General features: G+C 68.0%; 23 protein-coding genes and 4 tRNA genes. 13 read left to right on the top strand and 14 right to left on the bottom strand.

Annotation, left to right across the window (positions count from 1 at the left end):
* Positions 1 to 20: 20 nt before the first annotated feature.
* Positions 21 to 872, top strand: a complete 852-nt coding sequence (pdxY, locus tag FQ142_RS08695; RefSeq protein ID WP_149422996.1) for a pyridoxal kinase PdxY — start codon at positions 21 to 23, stop codon at positions 870 to 872.
* A 114-nt stretch (positions 873 to 986) separates the two neighbouring features.
* Here pdxY and FQ142_RS08690 read toward each other — a convergent pair whose 3' ends face one another.
* Genes FQ142_RS08690 through FQ142_RS08670 form a run of 5 tightly spaced genes read right to left on the bottom strand, consistent with a single transcriptional unit; the run spans position 987 to position 5,835 of the window.
* Positions 987 to 1,541 carry an HIT family protein gene (locus FQ142_RS08690; protein ID WP_149422995.1) on the bottom strand — a complete coding sequence of 185 codons (555 nt, stop codon included), beginning with the start codon at positions 1,539 to 1,541 and terminating at the stop codon, positions 987 to 989.
* Positions 1,538 to 3,556: a threonine--tRNA ligase gene (thrS, locus tag FQ142_RS08685; protein ID WP_149422994.1), complete on the bottom strand. Its 2,019-nt coding sequence runs from the start codon at positions 3,554 to 3,556 to the stop codon at positions 1,538 to 1,540. Before thrS ends, FQ142_RS08690 begins: the two co-directional genes overlap by 4 nt.
* Before the next feature lie 46 nt (positions 3,557 to 3,602).
* Positions 3,603 to 3,962 carry a YnfA family protein gene (locus FQ142_RS08680; RefSeq protein WP_056419572.1) on the bottom strand — a complete coding sequence of 120 codons (360 nt, stop codon included), beginning with the start codon at positions 3,960 to 3,962 and terminating at the stop codon, positions 3,603 to 3,605.
* A 35-nt stretch (positions 3,963 to 3,997) separates the two neighbouring features.
* The gene (locus FQ142_RS08675; protein ID WP_262492106.1) at positions 3,998 to 4,711 is read right to left on the bottom strand and encodes a response regulator; all 714 of its coding nucleotides are present in this window, start codon (positions 4,709 to 4,711) and stop codon (positions 3,998 to 4,000) included.
* Complete coding sequence (locus tag FQ142_RS08670; RefSeq protein WP_149422993.1) at positions 4,678 to 5,835, bottom strand: sensor histidine kinase; 1,158 nt, start codon at positions 5,833 to 5,835, stop codon at positions 4,678 to 4,680. Before FQ142_RS08670 ends, FQ142_RS08675 begins: the two co-directional genes overlap by 34 nt.
* Before the next feature lie 179 nt (positions 5,836 to 6,014).
* Between FQ142_RS08670 and FQ142_RS08665 the strand changes: the two genes are divergently transcribed.
* The 4 genes from FQ142_RS08665 to FQ142_RS08650 all read left to right on the top strand — a co-directional run bounded on the left by FQ142_RS08665 (position 6,015) and on the right by FQ142_RS08650 (position 9,109).
* Positions 6,015 to 6,965 (top strand): alpha/beta hydrolase, encoded by a 951-nt coding sequence (locus tag FQ142_RS08665; protein ID WP_149422992.1) that lies wholly within the window; start codon positions 6,015 to 6,017, stop codon positions 6,963 to 6,965.
* A gap of 60 nt (positions 6,966 to 7,025) precedes the next feature.
* On the top strand, positions 7,026 to 7,445 hold the full coding sequence (locus FQ142_RS08660) for a hypothetical protein (protein ID WP_149422991.1): 420 nt from the start codon (positions 7,026 to 7,028) through the stop codon (positions 7,443 to 7,445).
* A gap of 56 nt (positions 7,446 to 7,501) precedes the next feature.
* The gene (locus FQ142_RS08655) at positions 7,502 to 8,851 is read left to right on the top strand and encodes a cryptochrome/photolyase family protein (protein ID WP_149422990.1); all 1,350 of its coding nucleotides are present in this window, start codon (positions 7,502 to 7,504) and stop codon (positions 8,849 to 8,851) included.
* Positions 8,852 to 8,914: 63 nt separating this feature from the next.
* Positions 8,915 to 9,109, top strand: a complete 195-nt coding sequence (locus tag FQ142_RS08650; protein ID WP_149422989.1) for a hypothetical protein — start codon at positions 8,915 to 8,917, stop codon at positions 9,107 to 9,109.
* Positions 9,110 to 9,145: 36 nt separating this feature from the next.
* Here FQ142_RS08650 and FQ142_RS08645 read toward each other — a convergent pair whose 3' ends face one another.
* The 4 genes from FQ142_RS08645 to FQ142_RS08630 all read right to left on the bottom strand — a co-directional run bounded on the left by FQ142_RS08645 (position 9,146) and on the right by FQ142_RS08630 (position 11,878).
* On the bottom strand, positions 9,146 to 11,362 hold the full coding sequence (locus FQ142_RS08645) for an excalibur calcium-binding domain-containing protein (RefSeq protein ID WP_149422988.1): 2,217 nt from the start codon (positions 11,360 to 11,362) through the stop codon (positions 9,146 to 9,148).
* Between the two features lie 222 nt (positions 11,363 to 11,584).
* Positions 11,585 to 11,656: transfer RNA gene (locus FQ142_RS08640), tRNA-Val, on the bottom strand.
* A 25-nt stretch (positions 11,657 to 11,681) separates the two neighbouring features.
* Positions 11,682 to 11,752: transfer RNA gene (locus tag FQ142_RS08635), tRNA-Cys, on the bottom strand.
* A gap of 53 nt (positions 11,753 to 11,805) precedes the next feature.
* Positions 11,806 to 11,878, bottom strand: a tRNA-Gly gene (locus FQ142_RS08630).
* Between the two features lie 152 nt (positions 11,879 to 12,030).
* Between FQ142_RS08630 and FQ142_RS08625 the strand changes: the two genes are divergently transcribed.
* The 3 genes from FQ142_RS08625 to FQ142_RS08615 all read left to right on the top strand — a co-directional run bounded on the left by FQ142_RS08625 (position 12,031) and on the right by FQ142_RS08615 (position 13,091).
* Positions 12,031 to 12,103 (top strand) — tRNA-Val (locus FQ142_RS08625).
* Between the two features lie 83 nt (positions 12,104 to 12,186).
* On the top strand, positions 12,187 to 12,639 hold the full coding sequence (locus FQ142_RS08620; RefSeq protein WP_056417739.1) for a hypothetical protein: 453 nt from the start codon (positions 12,187 to 12,189) through the stop codon (positions 12,637 to 12,639).
* Positions 12,640 to 12,728: 89 nt separating this feature from the next.
* Positions 12,729 to 13,091, top strand: coding sequence for a GIY-YIG nuclease family protein (locus tag FQ142_RS08615; protein ID WP_262492105.1), 363 nt, complete (start codon positions 12,729 to 12,731; stop codon positions 13,089 to 13,091).
* A 49-nt stretch (positions 13,092 to 13,140) separates the two neighbouring features.
* Here the strand turns inward: FQ142_RS08615 and FQ142_RS08610 are convergent, their stop codons facing one another.
* The gene (locus FQ142_RS08610; protein ID WP_056417746.1) at positions 13,141 to 13,521 is read right to left on the bottom strand and encodes an SPW repeat protein; all 381 of its coding nucleotides are present in this window, start codon (positions 13,519 to 13,521) and stop codon (positions 13,141 to 13,143) included.
* A 95-nt stretch (positions 13,522 to 13,616) separates the two neighbouring features.
* Here FQ142_RS08610 and FQ142_RS08605 point away from each other — a divergent pair, with 95 nt between their 5' ends.
* Positions 13,617 to 14,270 (top strand): Pr6Pr family membrane protein, encoded by a 654-nt coding sequence (locus tag FQ142_RS08605; RefSeq protein WP_056417748.1) that lies wholly within the window; start codon positions 13,617 to 13,619, stop codon positions 14,268 to 14,270.
* Here FQ142_RS08605 and FQ142_RS08600 read toward each other — a convergent pair.
* The 3 genes from FQ142_RS08600 to zapE form a co-directional block, all read right to left on the bottom strand.
* Complete coding sequence (locus tag FQ142_RS08600) at positions 14,239 to 14,784, bottom strand: type II toxin-antitoxin system PemK/MazF family toxin (RefSeq protein WP_149422987.1); 546 nt, start codon at positions 14,782 to 14,784, stop codon at positions 14,239 to 14,241. The two genes, FQ142_RS08605 and FQ142_RS08600, sit on opposite strands and share 32 nt — an antisense overlap.
* Before the next feature lie 20 nt (positions 14,785 to 14,804).
* The gene (locus FQ142_RS08595) at positions 14,805 to 16,043 is read right to left on the bottom strand and encodes an ammonium transporter (RefSeq protein ID WP_149422986.1); all 1,239 of its coding nucleotides are present in this window, start codon (positions 16,041 to 16,043) and stop codon (positions 14,805 to 14,807) included.
* A 114-nt stretch (positions 16,044 to 16,157) separates the two neighbouring features.
* Complete coding sequence (gene zapE, locus FQ142_RS08590; RefSeq protein ID WP_149422985.1) at positions 16,158 to 17,207, bottom strand: cell division protein ZapE; 1,050 nt, start codon at positions 17,205 to 17,207, stop codon at positions 16,158 to 16,160.
* A 148-nt stretch (positions 17,208 to 17,355) separates the two neighbouring features.
* Here zapE and FQ142_RS08585 point away from each other — a divergent pair, with 148 nt between their 5' ends.
* Positions 17,356 to 18,249, top strand: a complete 894-nt coding sequence (locus tag FQ142_RS08585; protein ID WP_056417754.1) for a sulfurtransferase — start codon at positions 17,356 to 17,358, stop codon at positions 18,247 to 18,249.
* 19 nt (positions 18,250 to 18,268) lie between these two features.
* A complete protein-coding gene (locus tag FQ142_RS08580; RefSeq protein WP_188042354.1) occupies positions 18,269 to 18,700 on the top strand; it encodes a SufE family protein in 432 nt (143 codons plus the stop codon).
* Here the strand turns inward: FQ142_RS08580 and FQ142_RS08575 are convergent.
* On the bottom strand, positions 18,684 to 19,838 hold the full coding sequence (locus FQ142_RS08575; protein WP_149422983.1) for an alpha/beta hydrolase family protein: 1,155 nt from the start codon (positions 19,836 to 19,838) through the stop codon (positions 18,684 to 18,686). The two genes, FQ142_RS08580 and FQ142_RS08575, sit on opposite strands and share 17 nt — an antisense overlap.
* 25 nt (positions 19,839 to 19,863) lie before the next feature.
* Here FQ142_RS08575 and FQ142_RS08570 point away from each other — a divergent pair, with 25 nt between their 5' ends.
* Together FQ142_RS08570 and FQ142_RS08565 are read left to right on the top strand one after the other, a co-directional pair.
* Complete coding sequence (locus FQ142_RS08570; protein ID WP_149422982.1) at positions 19,864 to 20,445, top strand: DUF3000 family protein; 582 nt, start codon at positions 19,864 to 19,866, stop codon at positions 20,443 to 20,445.
* A complete protein-coding gene (locus FQ142_RS08565) occupies positions 20,438 to 21,631 on the top strand; it encodes a ribonuclease D (RefSeq protein ID WP_149422981.1) in 1,194 nt (397 codons plus the stop codon). The genes FQ142_RS08570 and FQ142_RS08565 overlap by 8 nt, the downstream gene beginning before the upstream one ends.
* The last annotated feature ends 38 nt before the right edge of the window (positions 21,632 to 21,669 follow it).

Genomic DNA, 21,669 nt, shown 5'->3' with positions numbered 1-21,669 from the left:
CTGAACGAAAGGATCGGGGAATGAAGGTCCTCTCCATCCAGTCAGCCGTCGCATACGGCCACGTCGGCAACTCCGCCGCGGTCTTCCCGCTGCAGCGCATCGGCGTCGAGGTGCTGCCGGTCTACACGGTCACTTTCTCCAACCACACCGGCTACGGCGCCTGGCGCGGGCCGCTGATCGCCCCCGACGACGTACGGGAGGTCATCACCGGGATCGAGGAACGCGGCGTCTTCGGAGAGATCGACGCGGTGCTCAGCGGCTACCAGGGCGGCGAGGGCATCGGCGACGTCATCATCGACGCGGTCGCCAGGGTCAAGGCGGCCAACCCCGACGCCGTGTACGCCTGCGATCCGGTGATGGGGAACGCGAAGTCCGGGTGCTTCGTCGCGCCGGCGATCCCGATCCTGCTGCGCGAGAAGGTCGTGCCGGTCGCCGACATCATCACCCCCAACCAGTTCGAGCTGGGCTTTCTCACCGACACCGAGCCCGACACGCTCGAGTCGACACTCGCCTCGGTCGACCTGGCCATGGCCATCGGTCCCCGTACGGTTCTCGTCACGAGCGTCGAGCGACCGGACCGCGAGGAGGACACGATCGAGATGCTCGTCGCGGATGCGACTGGAGCCTGGATCGTGCAGACACCTCGACTGCCGATGAAGGCGAACGGCTCGGGAGATGTGACCGCGGCGCTCTTCACCGCGCACTACGTCGAGACGGGCGACGCGAAGACGGCGCTCGAGCGCACGGCCTCGAGTGTCTTCGACCTGCTCGCCGCGACCCTCGAGTCCGGTGCGCGCGAGCTGCGGCTCGTCGAGGCGCAGGAGTTCTACGCGAACCCGCGGATGCAGTTCAGCGCACGACAGGTGCGCTGAACGGCGTCATGGCGTGGGCCACGCGTTCGCGACGGACACCCGCCCCCGCTCGATGGCTTACAGGCACGCACCCGCTCGTTGAGCGAGCGAAGCGAGACGAAACGCGGCCGACACTCAGCGACCGGAGGCCGGCCACGCGTTCGCGACGGCCTCACGCACCTCGCCGAGCAGCTGCGGCAGGGCCTTCGTCTTCGCGATGATCGGGAAGAAGTTGGCGTCCGACGTCCACCGCGGCACGATGTGCTGGTGCAGGTGACCGTCGACGCCCGCACCCGCGACAGCACCCTGGTTCATACCGAGGTTGAAGCCGTCGCAGCGTGACACCTCGCGCAGCACGCGCATGCCCGTCTGGGTCAGCGCCCCGATCTCGGCGACCTCCTCGGGCGTCGCCTGGTCGTAGGTGCCGATGTGCCGGTAGGGGCACACGAGCAGGTGACCGGAGTTGTACGGGAACAGGTTGAGCAGCACGTACGCCGTCTCGCCCCTGGCGACGATCAGCCGCTCGGCATCCGGATGCTTCGGCGCCTCGCAGAACGGGCATTCCTCGCGCAGCGGCTCGGGGCCCGCCTGGATGTAGGCCATCCGGTGAGGCGTCCACAGTCGCTGGAACTCGTCGGGGACGCCGGCGAACTCTCCGGCGTCCTCCCACGGCCCCGAGGGTGTGGTCACGCCAGGTCCCCTGCTGTCTGCACGAGCGTGTGCGCGTCGATCGCGGCACGGATGCGGGTGACGGCGTCGGCGATCGGCACGCCGTTCTCCTGGGTGCCGTCGCGGTAGCGGAACGAGACGGTGCCCGCATCGCGGTCCTTCTCCCCCGCGATCAGCAGCAGCGGCACCTTGCCGGTGGTGTGCGTGCGGATCTTCTTCTGCATCCGGTCGTCCGACGCGTCGAGCTCGGCACGGACGCCCTGGGTGCGCAGCGTGTCGACGATCTCTCCGAGGTAGTCGGCGAACTCGTCGGCGACGGGGATGCCCACGACCTGCACCGGAGACAGCCAGACCGGGAAGTCGCCGGCGTAGTGCTCGAGGAGGATCGCGAAGAAGCGCTCGATCGAGCCGAACAGCGCGCGGTGGATCATGATGGGACGCTTCTTCTGGCCGTCCTTGTCCATGTACTCGAGTTCGAAGCGGTCCGGCAGGTTCGGGTCGACCTGGACGGTCGAGAGCTGCCAGGTGCGGCCGATCGCGTCGCGCGTCTTGAGGTCGATCTTCGGGCCGTAGAACGCGGCCTCGCCGGGCACCTCGGTGAGCTTCAGGCCTGAGGCCACGGCGACACGACGCAGAGCATCGGTCGACGAATCCCAGAACTCGTCGGAGCCGATCCACTTCGACTTCTCGTCATCCTTCATCGACAGCTCGAGCTCGAAGTCGGTGAGACCGAAATCGCGCAGCATCGAGAGGATGAACTCCAGGACCTTCGCGACCTCGCCCTCGAGCTGATCCGGCGTGACGAAGAGGTGCGAGTCGTCCTGAGTGAAGCCGCGGACGCGCGTGAGCCCGTGCAGCGCGCCGGAAAGCTCGTTGCGGTAGACGGTGCCGTTCTCGGCGAACCGCAGCGGCAGGTCGCGGTAGCTGCGCGCACGCTCCTTGTAGATCAGGATGTGCATCGGGCAGTTCATCGGCTTCAGGTAGTAGTCCTGACCCTGCTTGGTGATGTTGCCCTCGTCGTCGCGCTCCTCGTCCATCACGATCGGCGGGTACATGCCCTCCTTGTACGTGACGAGGTGGTTCGACGTGAGGAAGAGGTCTTCCTTCGAGATGTGCGGCGTGTAGACGTAGGTGTACCCGCCCTCGATGTGGCGCTTTCGCGCATGCTGCTCCATCTCGCCGCGCACGACACCGCCACGGGGGTGCCAGACCGAGAGCCCCGAGCCGATCTCTTCGGGGAACGAGAACAGGTCGAGTTCCTTGCCGAGGCGACGGTGGTCGCGCTTGGCGGCCTCCTCGAGACGGTGCTGGTACTCGCGCAGCTCGTCCTTCGACGGCCATGCCGTGCCGTAGATGCGCTGCAGCTGCGGGTTCTTCTCACTGCCTCGCCAGTAGGCGGCGGCGATGCGGGTCAGGTCCCAGCCGTTGCCGATCATGCGCGTGTTGGGCAGGTGCGGCCCGCGGCACAGGTCCTTCCAGACCACCTCGCCGTCGCGGGTGGTGTTGTCGTAGATCGTCAGCTCGCCCTCGCCGACCTCGACGGATGCGCCCTCGACCTTTCCCACGGTCCCTGAGCCTGCCGAAGGGCCCTTGAGACCGATGAGCTCGAGCTTGAACGGCTCGTCCGCGAGCTCCACCCGCGCCTCGTCGTCGGTGACGACGCGACGCACGAAGCGCTGTCCCTCGCGGACGATGCGCTGCATCTCCTTCGTGATGGCCTTGATGTCCTCAGGCGTGAACGGGGTCTCGACGCCGAAGTCGTAGTAGAAGCCGTCGGTGATGGGCGGGCCGATGCCCAGATTCGCCTGCGGGTTGATCCGCTGCACCGCCTGGGCGAGCACGTGCGCGGCCGAGTGACGGAGGATGTTGAGTCCGTCGGGGCTGTCGATCGTGACCGGTTCGACCTCGTCGGCATCCGTCACTGTCGCGGCGAGGTCCTTGAGGGTTCCGTTGACGCGCATCGCGACGACTGAACGGTCAGAGAACAGGGCGAAGCCGTCTTTCGGCTGAGCATTTTCAGGCACTGCACACTCCATCTGGGTCTGGATCTAGGCTACTCGCATGCCCGGGGGCCGCTGACCGCTACGACGCCGTCTCGGTCGCGGTGTTCGCGGCTGTCGGCGCGAGGATGATGATGGCCGCACCCACCAGGGCGATCGCCGAGCCGACCCAGTCCCAGACGGTGGGCTTGAAGCCGTCGACGATGATGCCCCAGGCGAGCGATCCCGCGATGAACACACCGCCGTACGAGGCGAGCACGCGCCCGAAGTTCGCATCGGGCTGCAGGGCCGCGATGAAGCCGTACGCGCCGAGCGCCATGACCCCGAGCACCGCAAACACCCACCCCCTGTTCTCTTTGATCGCCTGCCAGATCAGCCAGGCTCCGCCGATCTCGGCGACGGCGGCGAGCACGAAGAGGATGCTGATGCGCAGGACGGTCATGGATCCCAGTGTGGCGCAGACCCGCGAGCCGAGGATCACTCCCCGGCGGTCACGAGCCCTGACTCGTAGGCGAGGATCACGAGCTGTGCCCTGTCGCTCGCGGCGACCTTCGTCATGATCCGGTTCACATGGGTCTTCGCGGTGTGCGGCGAGATCGTCAGGCGGGCGGCGATGTCCTGATTCGTGAGCCCCTCGGCGACGAGCTCGAGAACCTCGCGCTCCCGTGGCGTCAGCGGCGCCAGCGCGGCCTCCCACCGCTCCGAGCGCCGCGCGCCGCCGCGACCTACCGCACGCGCGATCAGTGCTCGCGTCGCGGATGACGAGAGCAGTGCCTCGCCCTGGTGCACGGTGCGCACAGCGCGGACGATCTCGTCGGGTTCGGCCCCCTTGCCGATGAATCCGCTCGCGCCCGCACGCAGCGCCGCGACGACGTTCTCGTCGTCCTCGAACGTCGTCAGCACGAGCACTCGGGGCCGGTGCGGTGCGTCCGCGCTCGCGTCCGTGTTCGCACGGATCAGAGCCGTGGCGGCGATCCCGTCGAGCTCCGGCATCCTGATGTCCATCAGCACGACATCGGGCGCGGTCTCGATGGCCGCGCGCACCGCTGCACGTCCATCCGACGCCTCCCCGACGACGAGAAGACCGCCGTCGACGAGGATGTCACGCACTGCCAGCCGCACGAGAGGCTGGTCGTCGACGACGAGCACCGAGATCGTCACGAGGTCGGGGCCGTCTCGGTCGGGATCCACGCCTCGAGCGAGAAGACCCCGCCGTGGCTGCCGACGTGCATGGCGCCTCCGACCGCCGTGAGGCGCTCCTGCAGACCGCGAAGCCCGTGTCCTGCCCGGAGAGGACTCGACGCGTCGTCCGCAGCCGGGTTCACGATCGTCAGATGCACCGCTGCGCCCTCGGCACGCAGGGCGACGGTCGCCGTGCCGCCGCGACCGTGCTTGTGCGCGTTGGTGAGAGCCTCGTGGAGCACCAGGTACGCGACATGATCGCCGGCCGGCGACAGAGCGAATCCGCGGTGAGGATCCCGCAGGTCGATGCGAAGTCCCGCCGCGCGGAATCCGGAGAGCAGCGTCTCCAGGTCTCCCAGCCCGCTCTGCGGACGGAGCTCGCCTTGATCGTCGTCCGGCTCGGCGCGCAGCAGGGTCATGAGTCCCCCGATGTCGGCGAGGACCGTCCGTGAGGCGTCGCGCACCGTCGCCAGAGCCTCCTGTGCACGCTCGGGCCGTGTCTCGAGAGACGTGGAGGCGACGCCTGCGTTCAGGCTGATCACCGCGATCTGATGTGCGACCACGTCGTGCAGGTCGCGGGCGATCCGCACCCTGTCTTCCGCGACCCGTCTGCGCGCCTCGTCGTCACGGCTCCGCTCGGCCCGCTCTGCGCGTTCGGTCATCGCCGCGATGAACTCCCGCCGCGACCGGGCCGTGTCCCCCAGGGCGCCACCCAGGACGATGATCAGGATGAACTGCAGCGCCGTCGCATCGAGGAGATCACCGCCCAGCGCCCAGGCGTCGGCGAGGAACGCGACCGCGACCGATACGCCGAGGGAGATCAGCCCGATGCGTCGCCCGAGGCGATCGACCACCGCGAAGCAGGCGATCGCGACGGCGAGGAGCGCACTGGGAGAGATCGACCCTGACGCGGCGACGGCGACGACGCACGCCAGGCTGACGACCAGAGCGGCGATCGGCCACCTCCCCCGGAAGGGCATGATCAGGGCCGGTGCGAGAGCAGGGATCAGCAGCATCCCCTCGGCCCGGAAGGTCTCGTCGGGGAACGGCAGAACGGCGAAGAACACGATCAGCGCGACGGCGAGGAGATCGGTCATCCGGAACCCGTCACGGCGGGCACGGGTGGTCGGCATACATCCAGTATTTCGTGTCTGCGCCCGCCCCGGATCCGCCCGACGGATGACTTCCGCGTACTGCGAACGCGGTACCGAGGTGTCCACGGCGGGCTGACGCGCCGGTGGAACTCCTGCTCCAGGCTGGGAGGACAGTCGCGCACCACCCCTTCGACCCCGTGCGCGCCGGGAAGGCCATCGTGCGCACGTCTCTCAGAAGAGCCCTCATCGTCGCCGGAGCCGTCGGCACCCTGCTGGCGGTCGGACTGACGACCACCACCGTGGTGAACGCCGTGTCGACCGAGACGGAGAAGGACCGGATAGAGACGTACGGTCGGACCGTGAGCGTCGACGGACGGTCGATGAACGTGGTCGTCAGCGGCGAGGGCGATCAGGACGTCGTCCTGCTCCCCGGCTTCGGCACCGCCTCGCCGGCCCTCGACTTCGAGCCTCTGGTCGCAGAACTCGCGCAGGACCACCGCGTCATCGTCGTGGAGCCGTTCGGCTACGGCCTGAGCGACGGCACCGAACGCGCGAGGACGACCGACAACATCGTGGACGAGATCCACGAGGCGCTGCAGGTGCTCGAGATGGACCGCTACGTGGTGATGGGGCACTCGATCGCGGGACTCTACGCGATCGAATACGCGAACCGGTACGCCGACGAGGTGACGGCATTCGTCGGGATCGACAGCAGCGTGCCGGGCCAGCCGAACATGGACACGGTCTTCCCCACCGGTCTGCTGGCCGTGGCCAAGAATCTCGGTCTGATCCGCCTGGTCGCGCATGCGTCCGGCGACGGTCTCGACGGGCTCGACTACGACGACGATGCACGCGAACAGATGTCGCTGCTCAGCAACCGGAATTCGCTCACCCCCACCTACCTCGACGAGATGAACCGCATCAGGACCAACTTCGCGGATGCCGCGGGCACCGGCTTTCCCGTCGCGCTGCCCGTCCTGCTGTTCGTGGTCGCCGACAACGCCGGCAATCCGGACTGGATCGACCTGCACGAGAGCCAGGCAGCGGAGGTCGACGACGGAACCGTGATCCCCCTCGACGGCGAGCACTATCTTCATCACACGCACGCCCCGGAGATCGCCGACGATCTCCGCCTGTGGGAGGCCGATCGTCGGCTCCTCGTCGACTGACCCGCCGCGACGCGCCCCGACGAACGGCGGGCCCTCGGACGTCCGGGGTAGCGTGAGCGGATGATCAGAGCACTGTCGCGTTGGATCCTCGCGCTCGCCCTGGGGGCGATCGGCATCGTCCACTTCGTGAGCACCCGCGGCTTCCGGGTCGTCGTCCCCGACTGGGCCACGAAAGTCACGCGCCTCGACAAGGACGCGATCGTGATCGCCTCCGGCGCCGCCGAGGTGGCCCTCGCGGTCGGGCTCCTCGCGCTGCCGAAGGAGAGACGCCGCATCGGCGTCGCGACGGCCGCGTTCTTCGTCGCCGTCCTGCCCGGGAACGTGCACCAGTGGCGCACCCACCGTTCGACTCCCGGCCTCGACACCGAGGCGCGACGCTTCGGGCGACTGTTCCTCCAGCCGCTGCTGGTGCTCTGGGCCCTGTGGGCGACTGCTCCCGATCCTGTGCCCACCGGTCGCTCGCGGCGTCGTAGCCGCTGAGGCGCGCGGTACACAACCCCTGCCCGTCCATTCCGCGAGCGGGCAAGAATGGAGCCATGTCCTCCTCCTCGATCGTGTGGCTCCGTGATGACCTCCGCCTCGCCGACAACCCGGCGCTGCGCGCAGCCATCGACCGTGACGAGCCGATCGTCGTGCTCTACGTCCTCGACGAGGAGTCGCCCGGTATCCGCCCGCTGGGCGGTGCGGCACGCTGGTGGCTGCACCATTCGCTCGCCTCGCTGACCGGACGTCTGCAAGACCTCGGGGCGACGCTGACGCTGCGGCGCGGGCCCGCCGAGCGCGTCGTCCGCGAGGCTGTGGCGGACACCGGGGCGAGCGCGGTGTTCTGGAACCGCCGGTACGGCGGAGCCGAGCGCGACATCGACGCGGCCCTGAAGGCGTCGCTTCGGGAGGACGGGCTCGAGGTCGCCTCGTTCGCGGGTTCCCTGCTGCGCGAACCGTGGACCGTGAAGACCGGGAGCGGCACCCACTTCTCGGTGTTCACCCCCTTCTGGCGAGCCTGCCTCGCCCTGCCCGCACCCCGCGCACCGCTTCCCACCCCGCGGAGCCTCGACGGGCTGTCGCCACGACCGACCTCCGACGACCTCGACGACTGGGATCTGCTGCCGACACGACCGGACTGGGCGGGCGGCCTGCGCGAGATGTGGGAGCCCGGCGAACCTGCCGCACGGGCACGGCTGACCTCGTTCCTCCACGACGACATCGGCACGTACGACCGGGCGCGGGACGAACCGTCCGCCGGCGCCACCTCACTGCTCTCGCCGCGACTGCGCTGGGGCGAGCTGAGCCCGTTCACCGTCTGGCACGACGCCGTGGACGCGCACGGTGCTGCAGGATTCCTCTCGGAGCTGGGCTGGCGGGAGTTCGCGTGGCACACCGTGTTCCACTCCCCCGATCTGGCCACCGTGAACCTCCGCCGCCAGTTCGACGCGTTCCCCTGGCCGCCCCTCGACCCTGCTCAGCTCGCTGCGTGGCAGCGCGGCGCCACCGGCATTCCGCTGGTCGATGCGGGCATGCGCGAACTGTGGCATACCGGCTTCATGCACAACCGCGTGCGCATGGTCACCGCGTCATTCCTGGTCAAGAACCTGCTGATCGACTGGCGGCGCGGCGAGGAATGGTTCTGGGACACTCTCGTCGACGCCGACGGCGCGAGCAATCCGTTCAATTGGCAATGGGTCGCCGGGTCCGGGGCCGATGCGGCGCCGTACTTCCGGGTGTTCAACCCCGAGCTCCAGGCCAAGAAGTTCGATCCGCACGGTCTCTACATCTCGGAGTGGGCAGCGGATGCTCCGACCGAGCCGATCGTCGATCTCGCGGCGACGCGCAAGGCGGCGCTCGCGGCCTACGACGTCGTCAAGCGCTCCTCGCCCGCCCCGGGCTGAGGCGGGTCGCCCCACCGGTCTGGCGGCGTTCTCGCGGGGCGAGCAGCGCGATACGGTCGGTCCATGAACTTCCCCGCGCATTTCGCCCTGTCATCTCTCCTCGGTATCGCGATCTGGCTGATCTTTCTGCTCGTCGGGTTGCTGCTCGCGTACCTGGTGATCCGCTTCGGTGTCTTCCACGGCCTGAGGGCGCACACACGGTGGATCGATGAGGGCAAAGACCGACGTCGGGACACGCACGAGCCCTACAAATCCTGAGCCGGGATCCGAAGCGTCCTCATCGCGCGGCGGGACTCAGCGTTCGCACATGATGCCGTCTCGATCGGCATCTCGCGCGATCGACTGGCGGTTGTACATCGAGGTCGATTCGTAGGGGTTGCCGACGAGAGGCTTCGCGACCCCGGACTTCTTGTCCGTGGTGACTCCGTTCTTGCGGATGCCGTCAGGGTAGTCCGCGTTGAGCGCGGCGCAGTTCCCGTAGACCTTTCCCGTCGCAGGCACGGTCGCGACGCTCGCCTTCGTCACCGAGGCGTATCCCGACCGGGTCCCCACCACTCTGACCGATAGCGTGGCGTACGCATCGGTCGGACGCACGGGATACGCAGCAGCTGTCCCACCCGGGACCGCGCTGCCGTTGCGGTACCACTGGTAGGTGAATGTGGTGCCAGGGGTCCAGCTGCCGGGCGTGACCTTCAGCGTGTTGCCGACGGCTGCGGTGCCGCTGATGGTCGGTGTGGCGGCGACGAGAACTCTGGGGGTCTTCGCCGATTCCTTGGACACGGTCGTGTGACCGGTGAGCGTGCCTGTCACCTTCACCGAGATCTGAGCGCCGGACTGGGATGCCGTCAGCGTGAAGGACTTCGCGGTGGCACCCGAGATCGCAGCGGAACCGGCATACCACTGGTACGTGAATCCGGTTCCGGCGGTCCATGCACCGGGTGCGGCCGTCAGCGTGCCGCCCACGACCGCGGTGCCGCTGATGGTCGGAGTGGCGGCGAGCAGGACCTTGAGGGTTTTGGTCGAGACCCTGGCCACGGTGGTGTGACCGGCGAGCGTGCCTGTCACCTTCACCGAGATCTGCGCACCGGACTGCGCGGGCGTCGGCACGTAGGTCTTCGCGGTGGCGCCGGAGATCGCAGCGGAACCGGCGTACCACTGGTACGTGAATCCGGTTCCGGCGGTCCAGGCACCGGGTGCGGCCGTCAGCGTGCCGCCCACGACCGCGGCGCCGCTGATCGTCGGAGTGGCGACGAGGGCCAGCTTCGTCGTCCTGCCCGAGGCCATGGCGGCGGTCGGGTACCCGGTGACAGCACCGGTGACCTTCACCGAGATCTGCTTCCCCGAGAGAGTGGAGAGCGGCACGAATGTGGAGGCCCGCGCCCCGCTGATCAGCGTGCCGTCGGCGTACCACTGGTAGGTGAAGGTCGTACCTGTGGTCCAGGTGCCCGGCGACGCCGTGAGCGTGTAGCCCACCGCAGCGGTGCCACTGATCGTCGGTATTCCGGCACGCGCCAGCTTCACCGTCTTCGCCGAGGTCGCGCTGACAGTCGGGTAGCCGCCGAGCGTTCCGGTGACCTTCACCGAGATCTGCGTGTCGGCCTGAGCGGGCGTGGGGATGAACGTCGACGCCGTGGCATTGCCGATCGCGACGTTGCCCGCGAACCACTGGTAGCTGAAGGCTGTGCCCGTGGTCCACGTCCCCGGATTCGCCGTCAGCGTCGATCCCGTTGCCGCGGTGCCCGAGATGGACGGGGAACCGGAGAGCAGCACCTTCTCGGTCGGCCGCGATGTCCCGCCGTTCGACACGTGTCCGGCAATCGCCCCGGTCACCGAGACCGAGATCGCCGTGCTCGCCTGCACAGCCGTGAGCTTGTACGTCGCAGCGGTCGCACCGGCGATGATGACGTCGTCGGCGTACCACTGATAGGTCGAGGTGGTGCCGGACGTCCACCATTGGGTGGTCGCGGTGAGGGTGCTTCCGACCACCGGGGTTCCCGTGATCCGCGGGCGCTCTCCCTGGACGCGAGGAGTGAGCGTGAAGTCGATGCCGCCCACGGCTTCATCTGCGCCCACGTGCACGGGTGTGGCGCCGGCGAGGTCGAGGGAGTTCTGATAGAACTCCTCCACCCAGGGTGCGCCGGGCAGCTCATCGGGCCCACCGCAGTCGCATCCATAACGGAACTGCACGGTGTACTCGCCGGCCGGGAGGTCGGTGATGGTGTAGCTGCCATCGGTGATCACCGACCATCGAGAGCCGACGCCCTGCGCCCACGGATCTCCTCCGGCGCCGACGGGGATCGCGAACATCCATCCGAAGTTCCCGCTGTCGATGCGCGCACCGGAGTCCGACGTGACCGTGCCCGAGATGGTCGCACCCGATGCCAGCGCCTCAGCCTCGATGCCCCGACTCTCGCCGGATGCGGCCATCGCCGGCGGAGCCCACAGGCCGCCGACCACAGCGATCGCGGCGATGACGGCTGTTGCGCTCGCGCGCGAAAAGAGAGTGTGCATGCGCCCCCAGATTTCAGCGAGCGAAGTGTCGCCGCTGCCTCTGAGCTGCCGCCGATACCTCGTCCGAGTTCCCTTGTGACAGATATAGCAGACATGACGGGCGCCGTCCGTCACTCATGCTCACGATCCGGGCATCGACGCACGGTCGCCGGCACGAGGCGGTACGGTGCCACCACGGTCCGTAGATACGAAAAAACCCCCGGAAAACCGGGGGTTTCGTTGTGCGCGATACTGGGATCGAACCAGTGACCTCTTCCGTGTCAGGGAAGCGCGCTACCGCTGCGCCAATCGCGCCCATGTGGGCTATTCAGTTTGTGAGAGGTGGCGACGGGATTCGAACCCGTGTAAACGGCTTTGCAGGCCGGTGCCTAGCCGCTCGGCCACGCCACCGTGTGGATTGACCCCACGTGCGGAAGGCCCTCCGAAGAAGGCCCCTGCACTTGAGCGGATGACGAGACTCGAACTCGCGACCCCAACCTTGGCAAGGTTGTGCGCTACCAACTGCGCTACATCCGCGTTGTTCCCGGTTGTTGTCCCGGGCACTTATGAAACATTAGCCGATGATCGACCGCTGTCAAAACCGGGAGCGAATCTCGCGCGTGTCCGCTGCGGTGGTGCGCGCCGGCTCCGAGCGTCCGGTAGTATCGGTTGACGTACCCCTCGGGTATGGGCGATTGGCGCAGTTGGTAGCGCGCTTCCTTCACACGGAAGAGGTCATCGGTTCGAGTCCGGTATCGCCCACAGACAGGCCCCGCACATCCCACGATGTGCGGGGCTTTTTCCGTCGGTCGGGGGTCTCCCTCCGGGCTTGTTAGCCTGGCCGGGTGACCACACTGCTCGACGACTTCCTCTCCGGCGATCGCAGCCGTGTGATCCACGCCCTCTGGCAGACGATCGGTTCCCGGGACCCCGGAGAACTCGATCCCCTGGTCGCTGCCCTGCCCAGGATCAGACGAAAGGCGGGCGCGCTCGATCTGGGCGGCATGATCTACTCCAACAACGGGCATCTGGAGCATGCACTCACGAAGATCGAGCAGTATCGCGACGGGAAGTGCTGGTGCGCCGCGTACCCGGGCATCCTCACGAACGATCCGCGCAAGGAGGAGGCCGCCGGCCACATCGTGATCCGGTCGACGAGCGAACCGGGCTGGTCGATGACCTACCTCTGCGAGTGCACGGTCTGCGGGCAGGAGTTCGACGTCGAGCAGGGCGACCACCACTTCACCTGGTGGAACTGGGTGCCCCGCGGGCGCAAGCGGCGCCGCGGCGAGGTCTGACGTCGGCGGCCGCGGGTAGAGTCCCGACGGTGTCGCCCCTCCAGCTCCCGAGCCCGTGCTCCCTATGCGGCCACGCCGACGCGGTGCGAGTGTCCGGCGCTCTGATGTGCGCCTGGTGCGGGTGGCGCTACGGCGACTCCCCCGACCCCGATCTCCCGCGTCCGGTGATCGAGGTCGTCTACTACATCCGCTACGCGCGTCGGGTGAAGATCGGCACGAGTCGCCGCCCGCGCCAGCGCCTGGGCAGCATCCGACACGAAGAGCTCCTCGCGTTCGAACCCGGAGGACGCGAGATCGAACAGGCGCGACATCGCGAGTTCGCGGACATCCGAGAGGGCGGCGAGTGGTTCACGCTCACGCCGCATCTCGAGAACCACATCGCCGGACTCCGCACGGTGGCCGACCCCTGGCAGCTCTATGCGCAGTGGGTGAGCCGCGCATCGCAGAACTGAAGCCCCGCACGGGACCGTGGTTCCGTACGGGGCTTCAGAGTGCAGAGCGTCAGGCGCGGGCTGCCTTGACCTTCGCAGGCTGCGGCTGCGAGAACAGGACCACGAGGATCACGGCGACGCCGACGACGACGTGAGGCACCCAGACGTTCGGCGCCTCGGTCGAGAAGCCGAAGATCCACGGCGACAGGGCGAGGAAGAGGCTGGCGACGACGTCGAAGACGAGGTGGACCGGCATCGGGATGAAGCCGAAGGGGCCCCACTCGTACTTGGTGAACAGACTGTAGACGATGAGGCCGACGCCGAGCACGATCGGGATGATCACGGCGGGTCCGCCGATGCCCGCGAAGCCGAACAGCCACGGCGCTGCGATCAGAGCCACACCGACGATGTAGTCGAGGATGCCGTGGACCTTGGTGGGGATGAAACGCATGATTCCTCCTTGATTTCGCCGCTGTGTGCGACTCACAGGTTGTTCGCAGTGCCCGCCGCAACGGATTGCCTCCACTGCGCTCCTAGGCTGGGGCGATGCGCACAGAGGCACTCCCCTCCCGCCGGGTCTCGGCGCTTCGCGGCGTCGTGGGGGCCGCGGTGATCGGCATCCTCGTCTTCACCTACGTCATCGGGATCCCTCGACAGGGACCGAGCCTCTTCGACTTCTTCGGCTACTTCACGAATCTGACCAGCCTGCTCGCGTGCCTCATCCTGCTGAGCACCAGCCTGCTCGGACTCCGTCGACGCCGCGTCCCGGCGGGTCTCACCACCGCGCGCGCAGTGGTGACTGCCTGCATGATCGTGGTGGCGCTCGTCTACAACCTGATCGTGCCGGGCACAGGCAGCGCTCCCGCGTGGGTGAGCCTGGTGCTGCACACCGTCTTCCCGCTGCTGCTGGTGCTCGACTGGCTGCGTGTGGGCGATCGGCCCCCGCAGCCGTGGCGTCTGCTCTGGCTGGTGCTGCCCTATCCGATGCTCTGGCTCCTCGTCGTGCTGGGCCGCGGCGTCACAGACGGATGGGTGCCGTACGGCTTCCTGCTCCCCGAGCGCGGTGTGGTGTCGCTCTCCACCACCGTCGCCGCCCTGCTGGTCGCGTTGCTCGTGGCTGCTGCCGCCGTGTGGGCGCTCAGCCGGGTGCCTGCGCCGATCTCGCGGGTCAGCCCGCGGTCCACCCGTAGCGGCCGGTGAGAGCGGTGGAGACGCGCCGGTAGCGAGACCGATCGAGCACGGCGGCTTCGCGCCGCAGTCCCGTCTCATGGACGCTGTAGAGCAGCTCGATGTCGACCCAGGATTCTCTCCCCTGGGCGTCCCAGGCGCCGGAACCGATCGAGAGGAAGTCGCGCCGACCGTCGTGGGGCTTGCTCGTCATCCGCAGGGCGTAGACGCGATCGGATGACTGCCGCCCGATCACCAGCAGGGGCCGATCCTTGCCTCTGCCGTCGTTCTCCTCGTAGGGCACCCACGTCCAGATGATCTCGCCGGCATCCGGGGCGCCGTCACGCTGGGGCGCATAGCCGATGACCAGGTCGCCGACGGACGAAGGGTCGATCCGCACCGTGTCGGTGCCGTGCGTCTCGGAAGTGGAGCGCAGACGCGAGACCGGGCGTCTCGGACGAGTGTTCGTCCGAGACGCCCGGTCAGATCCCAGTGCTGTGAAGAGGATCTCCGCGAGTCGTGCCAGGATGCCGTTGCGATTGCTCACACGGTCACCCTAACGGCAGGTCAGGCGTCAGCGAGCGCGTAGCCCTCCTCGCCGTGCACGACCTGGTCGACACCGGCGATCTCGTCCTCGTTCGTGACGCGGAAGCCGATCGTCTTCTCGATCGCGAAGCCGATGATGAAGGCGACCACGAAGGAGTAGATCAGGACGCCGAGCGCGGCGATCACCTGGACGGCGAGCTGGCGGGCGTCGCCGCCGACGAACAGTCCAGTGCCGGTGGCGAAGAAGCCGAGGTACAGGGTTCCGATGAGCCCACCGACGAGGTGGATGCCGACGACGTCGAGCGAGTCGTCGAAGCCGAGGCGGAACTTGAGCTCGATCGCCAGTGCGCAGACCACACCGGCCAGCAGACCCAGCAGCAGCGCCCAGCCCGGTGTCAGGTTCGCGCACGCCGGGGTGATCGCGACGAGTCCGGCGACCGCACCCGATGCCGCGCCCACGGAGGTGGGCTTGCCGTCCTTGATCTTCTCGATGAGGATCCACCCGAGGATGGCTGCAGCCGTGGCACCGAGGGTGTTCAGGCCGATGAGCCCGACGCCTCCCATGTCCTCCGCCAGCCACTCCGCACCGGCGTTGAAGCCGAACCAGCCGAACCACAGCAGGGCGGCACCGAGCAGCGTCAGCGGCACGTTGTGCGGCTTCAGGATGCCCTTCTGGAAGCCGATGCGCTTGCCGAGGACGAGCGCGAGGGCGAGGGCCGCGGCTCCCGCGTTGATGTGCACCGCGGTACCACCGGCGTAGTCGATCACGCCGATCCCGCTGTCCTCGCCGAAGAGCGTGGTGCCGAGGTTCATGATCCATCCGCCACCCCAGACCCAGGCGGCGACGGGGAAGTATCCGACGGTGGCGAAGACGCCGGCGAAGATCAGCCAGCTGCCGAACTTCGCGCGGTCGGCGATGGCACCCGAGATCAGGGCCACCGTGATGATCGCGAACGTCGCACCGTAGGCGACGCCGAGCAGAGCGACGTTCGAGCCTTCGCCGGCCGCGAGGCTGGAGAGGCCGATGTCGGCGAAGGGGTTGCCTGCGAAGGCGGTGGGGCTGTCGACAGCGCTCATCGAGAATCCGAAGAGGATCCAGAGCACTGCGACGAGGCCGATCGAGCCGAAGCTCATCATCATCATGCTGACGACGCTCTTGGCCTTCACGAGGCCGCCGTAGAAGAAGGCGACGCCGGGCGTCATGAGCAGTACGAGGGCGGTCGCGGTGATCGCCCAGGAGATGTTGCCTGGAGCATCCATAGTCAAACCTCACATTCGGGAACTGAGAGCTTCAGTGTGACGAGGCCCGATTTCCGGAATGCGTGAGGTTTGTTGCGGCGACGTTACAGGAGCGCCCCGGGTGTGAACATCGCGTTACGCGACACTGCGATCCGCGTGTGTAAGTGCATTGAGTCTGGAGATGGCGCGCAGATACTTCTTGCGGTATCCCCCGCCCAGCATCTCCTCGGCGAACACCTGGTCGAGGCTCACGCCGGTGGCGACGATCGGGATCTGCGCGTCGTACACCCGGTCGACGAACGCGACGAATCGCAGCGCCTCGGACTGATCCGTCAGCACCTGCACGTCTCGCAGACCCACGAGGTCGAGACCGGAGATGACACGGAGGTACCTCGAGGGGTGCACTCGAGCGAGGTGGCGGATGACATCGCCGAAGGTGTCGTCGGACGCGGTGCCGCTCGCGGCCCCCGTCTCGATGGCCGTCCCGTACTCGGCGTCGTCGCTCACGACCGCGTGACCGTCGAGGGCGCGCTGACGGAAGTCGACGCCGTCGATGCGGATGGTCTGGAAGCTGTCCGCCATGGCGTGGATCTCGCGCAGGAAGTCCTGCGCCGCGAATCGTCCCTCCCCGAGCGCGTTCGGCGGAGTGTTCGAGGTCGCCGCGAGCTTCGTGCCCGTGGGCACCAGCTCGCCGATGAGACGGGTCATCACCATCGTGTCGCCCGGATCATCGAGCTCGAACTCATCGATGCAGAGCAGATCCGCGCCCTTGAGGAGGTCGACCGTGTTCTTGTATCCGAGTGCACCCACGAGAGCGGTGTACTCGATGAAGGATCCGAAGTACTTCCGACGAGCCGGCATCGCGTGATAGATCGCCGCGAGCAGGTGGGTCTTGCCGACGCCGAATCCGCCGTCGAGGTAGACCCCGGGTTTGGCCTCGGGTTCCTTCTTCGCCCTGCTGAAGAACCCGCCGCGCTTGATCGGGGCACCGGGGCCCGCGAAGCGGATCAGCATCTCCTTGGCCTCCTCCTGCGAGGGATAGGCGGCATCCGCCCGATAGCTCTCGAAGGTGGCGCCGTCGAACTGCGGCGGCGGGACGAGGCTCGCCAGCATCTCCGGACCGGAGACGGTCGGCTGGCGGTCGGTCAGGTGCACGATGCCCGTGCGGCTGGGCGTGTCGGTCATCAGAGTCCTGTATCGGGGGGCGCACCTGTGTCGAAGTCTTACGAATCGGGTGCAGGGCGCACGGCGTGGATCTATCGTCGAAGTATCGGCTCCACATTACGCCGTCACCACCCTGCACCATCGCCGCTCACCGTCTGAGGAGATCCCTGTGGCCATCGAGTTCGACACCACCTCACCCAAGTTCGCCGAGTACTCCGATCCGGGGCGGCTCGTGAGCACGGAGTGGCTCGCCGAGCGCCTGGGAACACCGGGGCTGGTCGTGGTGGAATCCGACGAGGACGTCCTGCTCTACGAGACGGGGCACATTCCCGGTGCGGTGAAGGTCGACTGGCACACCGAGCTCAACGACCCCGTGGTGCGTGACTACGTCGACGGCGAGGGCTTCGCGACGCTGCTCAGCCGCAAAGGGATCTCCCGCGACGACACCGTCGTGATCTACGGCGACAAGAACAACTGGTGGGCCGCCTACGCGCTCTGGGTCTTCTCGCTGTTCGGCCATGAGGATGTGCGTCTGCTCGACGGCGGCCGTGACCGCTGGATCTCCGAGGGACGCGAGATCACGCGCGACGCACCGACGCCCACGCCGACCGAGTACCCGATCGTCGAGCGCGACGACTCCGTCATCCGCGCCTACAAGGACGATGTGCTCGCCCACATCGGCAGCCCGCTGATCGACGTGCGCTCTCCCGAGGAGTACAACGGTGAGCGCACCACCGCGCCCGCGTACCCCGAAGAGGGCACGCTGCGAGCCGGCCACATCCCCACCGCCCAGAGCGTGCCGTGGGCCAAGGCCGTGGCGGAGGACGGCGGATTCCGCCCGCGCGCCGAACTCGATGCCATCTACCGCGACGGCGCCGGACTCGCGGACGGCGACGAGGTCGTCGCGTACTGCCGGATCGGTGAGCGATCCAGCCACACCTGGTTCGTGCTCACGCACCTGCTGGGGTTCGAGAACGTGCGCAACTACGACGGTTCCTGGACCGAGTGGGGCAGCGCGGTGCGGGTGCCGATCGTGACAGGCTCGGAGCCCGGTTCCCTCTGACCGTGGGAGAATGACGGGGATGAGCACCAGCCGAGTTCCTGACACCCTCACCGAGATCCGCGACGGATTCCTGGAGACCCCCGAGGCCGATCGTCTACTGCTCCTGCTGGAGTATTCCGACGAGCTGCCAGAGGTCTCCGAGGACGTCGCGAATCATCCCGAGATGTGCGAGCGCGTGGCCGAATGCCAGTCGCCCGTCTACATCTACGTCGAGGTCGACGAGGGCATCGTCACGATGCACGCCACCGCTCCGCCGGAGGCTCCGACGACGCGCGGGTTCGCGAGCATCCTGGTGCAGGGGATCTCCGGCCTCACCGCCGACGAGGTGCTGGCGATCCCCGACGACTACCCGCAGTCGATCGGCCTCACCAAGGCCGTCTCGCCGCTGCGGATCGGTGGCATGACCGGAATGCTGATGCGCGCCAAGAAGCAGGTCAGTCAGAAGCGCTGAAACCCTGCGCGGTCAGCCATCCGGTGATCGCGGCGTTCCAGCCGTTCTGGTCGTAGTTCCACAGCTTCGTGTGCCGAGCGACGGAGAAGCTCGGCATCGTCACGAGATCCGGCCGGGCCTGCTGCAGCGCGTGCGAGGCATCTGCCGGCACGAAACCATCGTCGTCGCTGTGCAGGATCAGGATCGGCACCGCCAGTTCGTCGGCCCTCGCGACCATGTCGAGACGGTCGAAGGGGATGGCGTCCTCCGCCCCGCTCAGTCGCGCGGTCAACGGCACCGAGAGTGCGCTCATGGCGAGGTCCGGAAGGGGCGCCCGCATCCCCGCCTCCCTGGCCTGATACCGGAGCACGGTCCGCCAGTCGATCACCGGGGATTCGAGGATGAGCCCGGCGATGCGGTCGCGATGGCCCGAGTTGACGGCGGTCTGCAGTGACACGGCACCGCCCATCGACCACCCCATCAGGATCACCCGCTCGGCTCCGTGCCGCAGCGCGTAGGCCACCGCCGCATCGACGTCGCGCCATTCTGCTGCCCCGAGGGCGTAGGCCCCCGCACGGCTGCGCGGCGCCTCGCCGTCGTTGCGGTACGAGACCACCAGATTCGGGAATCCCGCCGCATGGAGCACCGGCACCGCCCGCAGGCACTCGGCACGGGTCACTCCGCGTCCGTGCACCTGGATGACCCAGGTCGAGGACTCCGCGGGGAAGAACCACGCGGGGCAGGGGCCGGCGGGCGACCCGATCAGCACGTTCTCCCATCGCAGGTGCAGCTCGCTCGGCGTCGCGTAGTACCAGCCGCTGAACGCCGCATCCCGGTCGACCTGAGCGCCGGTCTCTATCTCGGTCAGCAGCTTGCGTCTCACACTGGTCGCGTCGACGCTGAGCACCGCACCGAGCTTGACGTAGCCATAGGTGCCCGAGGTGAACAGGCCGTAGCGCCCCGGCAGCTCGGTGTCGCGCGTACGGGACAGCTCGATGGTCTGCGCACCGGTGTCGACCGCGAGGATCCGCGCATCCGCCGGACGTTTCGCCGGAATCACCACCCGCCGTGCGATGCGCAGCACGAGCAGGGTCATCGCCGCCCCGAGAGCGAGCAGCACAGGGACAAGGAGCGCAACGGCGTGCCTGAGACTCTTCATCGCTTCCTGACTCTAGCCTGTTGCCGTGACCGCACACCCCGATGCCGGGACGATCTTCGACGACGCCGTGGCCGAATTGCGTGATATCGCGTTCCGCGCGGACATCACGATCCGAGAGATCCCCACGCCGCAAGGCCTCGCCCCGCATGCGCTGGCACTCGCCGCTGACGTCCGCCCGGAAGACGACGGCGAGTCCGCATACGGCACCGGCCGTTTCGTGCTCCTGCACGATCCCGACACCCCCAGCGCCTGGGACGGCGCATGGCGCATCGTCATCTTCGCCCAGGCCCCGCTGGAGACCGAGATCGGCACCGACCCGCTCCTCGCCGATGTCACCTGGTCCTGGCTCGTCGACGCCCTGGACTCCCGTGGAGCGGTCTACCACTCGGCATCCGGCACGTCGACCAAGACGCTGTCGAAGGGCTTCGGGACCCTCTCTCTCGAGGGCGACGGCGCTCAGATAGAATTGAGGGCGTCCTGGACACCCGATGGCCCCTTCGCCCCCCATGTCGAAGCCTGGGTCGAGCTGGTCGGGATGCTGGCGGGTCTTCCGCCCGGTTCCGAGGGCATCGCCGTGATCGGCGCTCGAAAGGCAGCACGTGACTGAATACTCCGTGATCTCCGACGTGTCGGAGTTCCGTGCGGCCTGCGCCGCCCTGGCAGCAGGCTCGGGCCCGGTCGCCGTCGATGTGGAGCGGGCATCCGGATTCCGCTACTCCCAGCGGGCGTACCTGGTGCAGGTGTACCGCCGCGACGCCGGCGTCTTCCTGTTCGATCCGCCGGCGATCGGCGACTTCTCGCCGCTGCAGGAAGCCATCGGAGACGTGCTGTGGGTCTTCCACGCGGCCAGCCAGGACCTGCCCTCGCTGCGGGAGCTCGACCTCGTGCCGCACTCCGTCTTCGACACCGAACTCGCCTCGCGACTGCTCGGTCATGAGCGCGTCGGTCTCGCCGCCGTGGTCGAGAACGCCCTCGGCATCACGCTCAAGAAGGAGCACTCCGCGGCGGACTGGTCGACCCGCCCCCTGCCCGCCGCGTGGCTGGAGTACGCGGCACTGGACGTGCTGCACCTGATCGACGTGTACGAGATCCTGCAGGCAGAGCTCGAGGATCAGGGGAAGACCGAGTTCGCCGCCGAAGAGTTCGCTGCGACGCTCACCCGCCTGCCGAAGCCGCCCCGGGAGGACCCGTGGCGACGGCTCAGCGGACTGCACCAGGTGCGCGGGGCTCGCAACCTGGCCGTCGCACGCTCCCTCTGGCAGGCTCGCGAGTCGTTCGCCCAGGACCAGGACGTCTCCCCCGGGCGACTCGTTCCGGACCGGTCGCTGGTCGCCGCCGTGCTCGCCAACCCCCAGAGCAAGCAGGCCCTCGCCGGCACCAAGGAGTTCCAGGGCCGAGCGAGTCGCTCTCAGATCGATCGGTGGTGGCAGGCCATGGTGGACGGCCGCTCGACCGAGGATCTTCCGCGCGAACGCGTGCCGAGCGACACCCTTCCTCCTCCCCGCGCATGGGCGGACCGCAATCCCGAGGCCGATGCTCGTCTGAAGGCGGCACGCCCCGTGGTGGAGGCGACGGCCGAGGAGATGGGCATGCCCACCGAGAACCTGCTGACCCCCGACTACCTCCGTCGCGTCGCCTGGGATGTGCCGGGCCCGACCGCCGAGGACATCGGAGCAGCGCTCGAAGCGCTCGGCGCCCGTCCCTGGCAGATTGCACAGACCGCACAGAAGATCGCCGACGCCTTTGTAGAGGCGGCGCAAACCCCGGACGAGACGCCCGCAGACGCTTCGTAGGTTCGATCCAACCGATTCCTCCCGGTTTCCGGGCCTCC

Source organism: Microbacterium sp. ANT_H45B, assembly GCF_008369345.1.
In the GTDB taxonomy this organism is placed as follows: Bacteria; Actinomycetota; Actinomycetes; order Actinomycetales; family Microbacteriaceae; genus Microbacterium.
The sequence above is the reverse complement of the archived record's forward strand: the minus strand, read 5'-3'. Positions and strand labels throughout refer to the sequence as shown.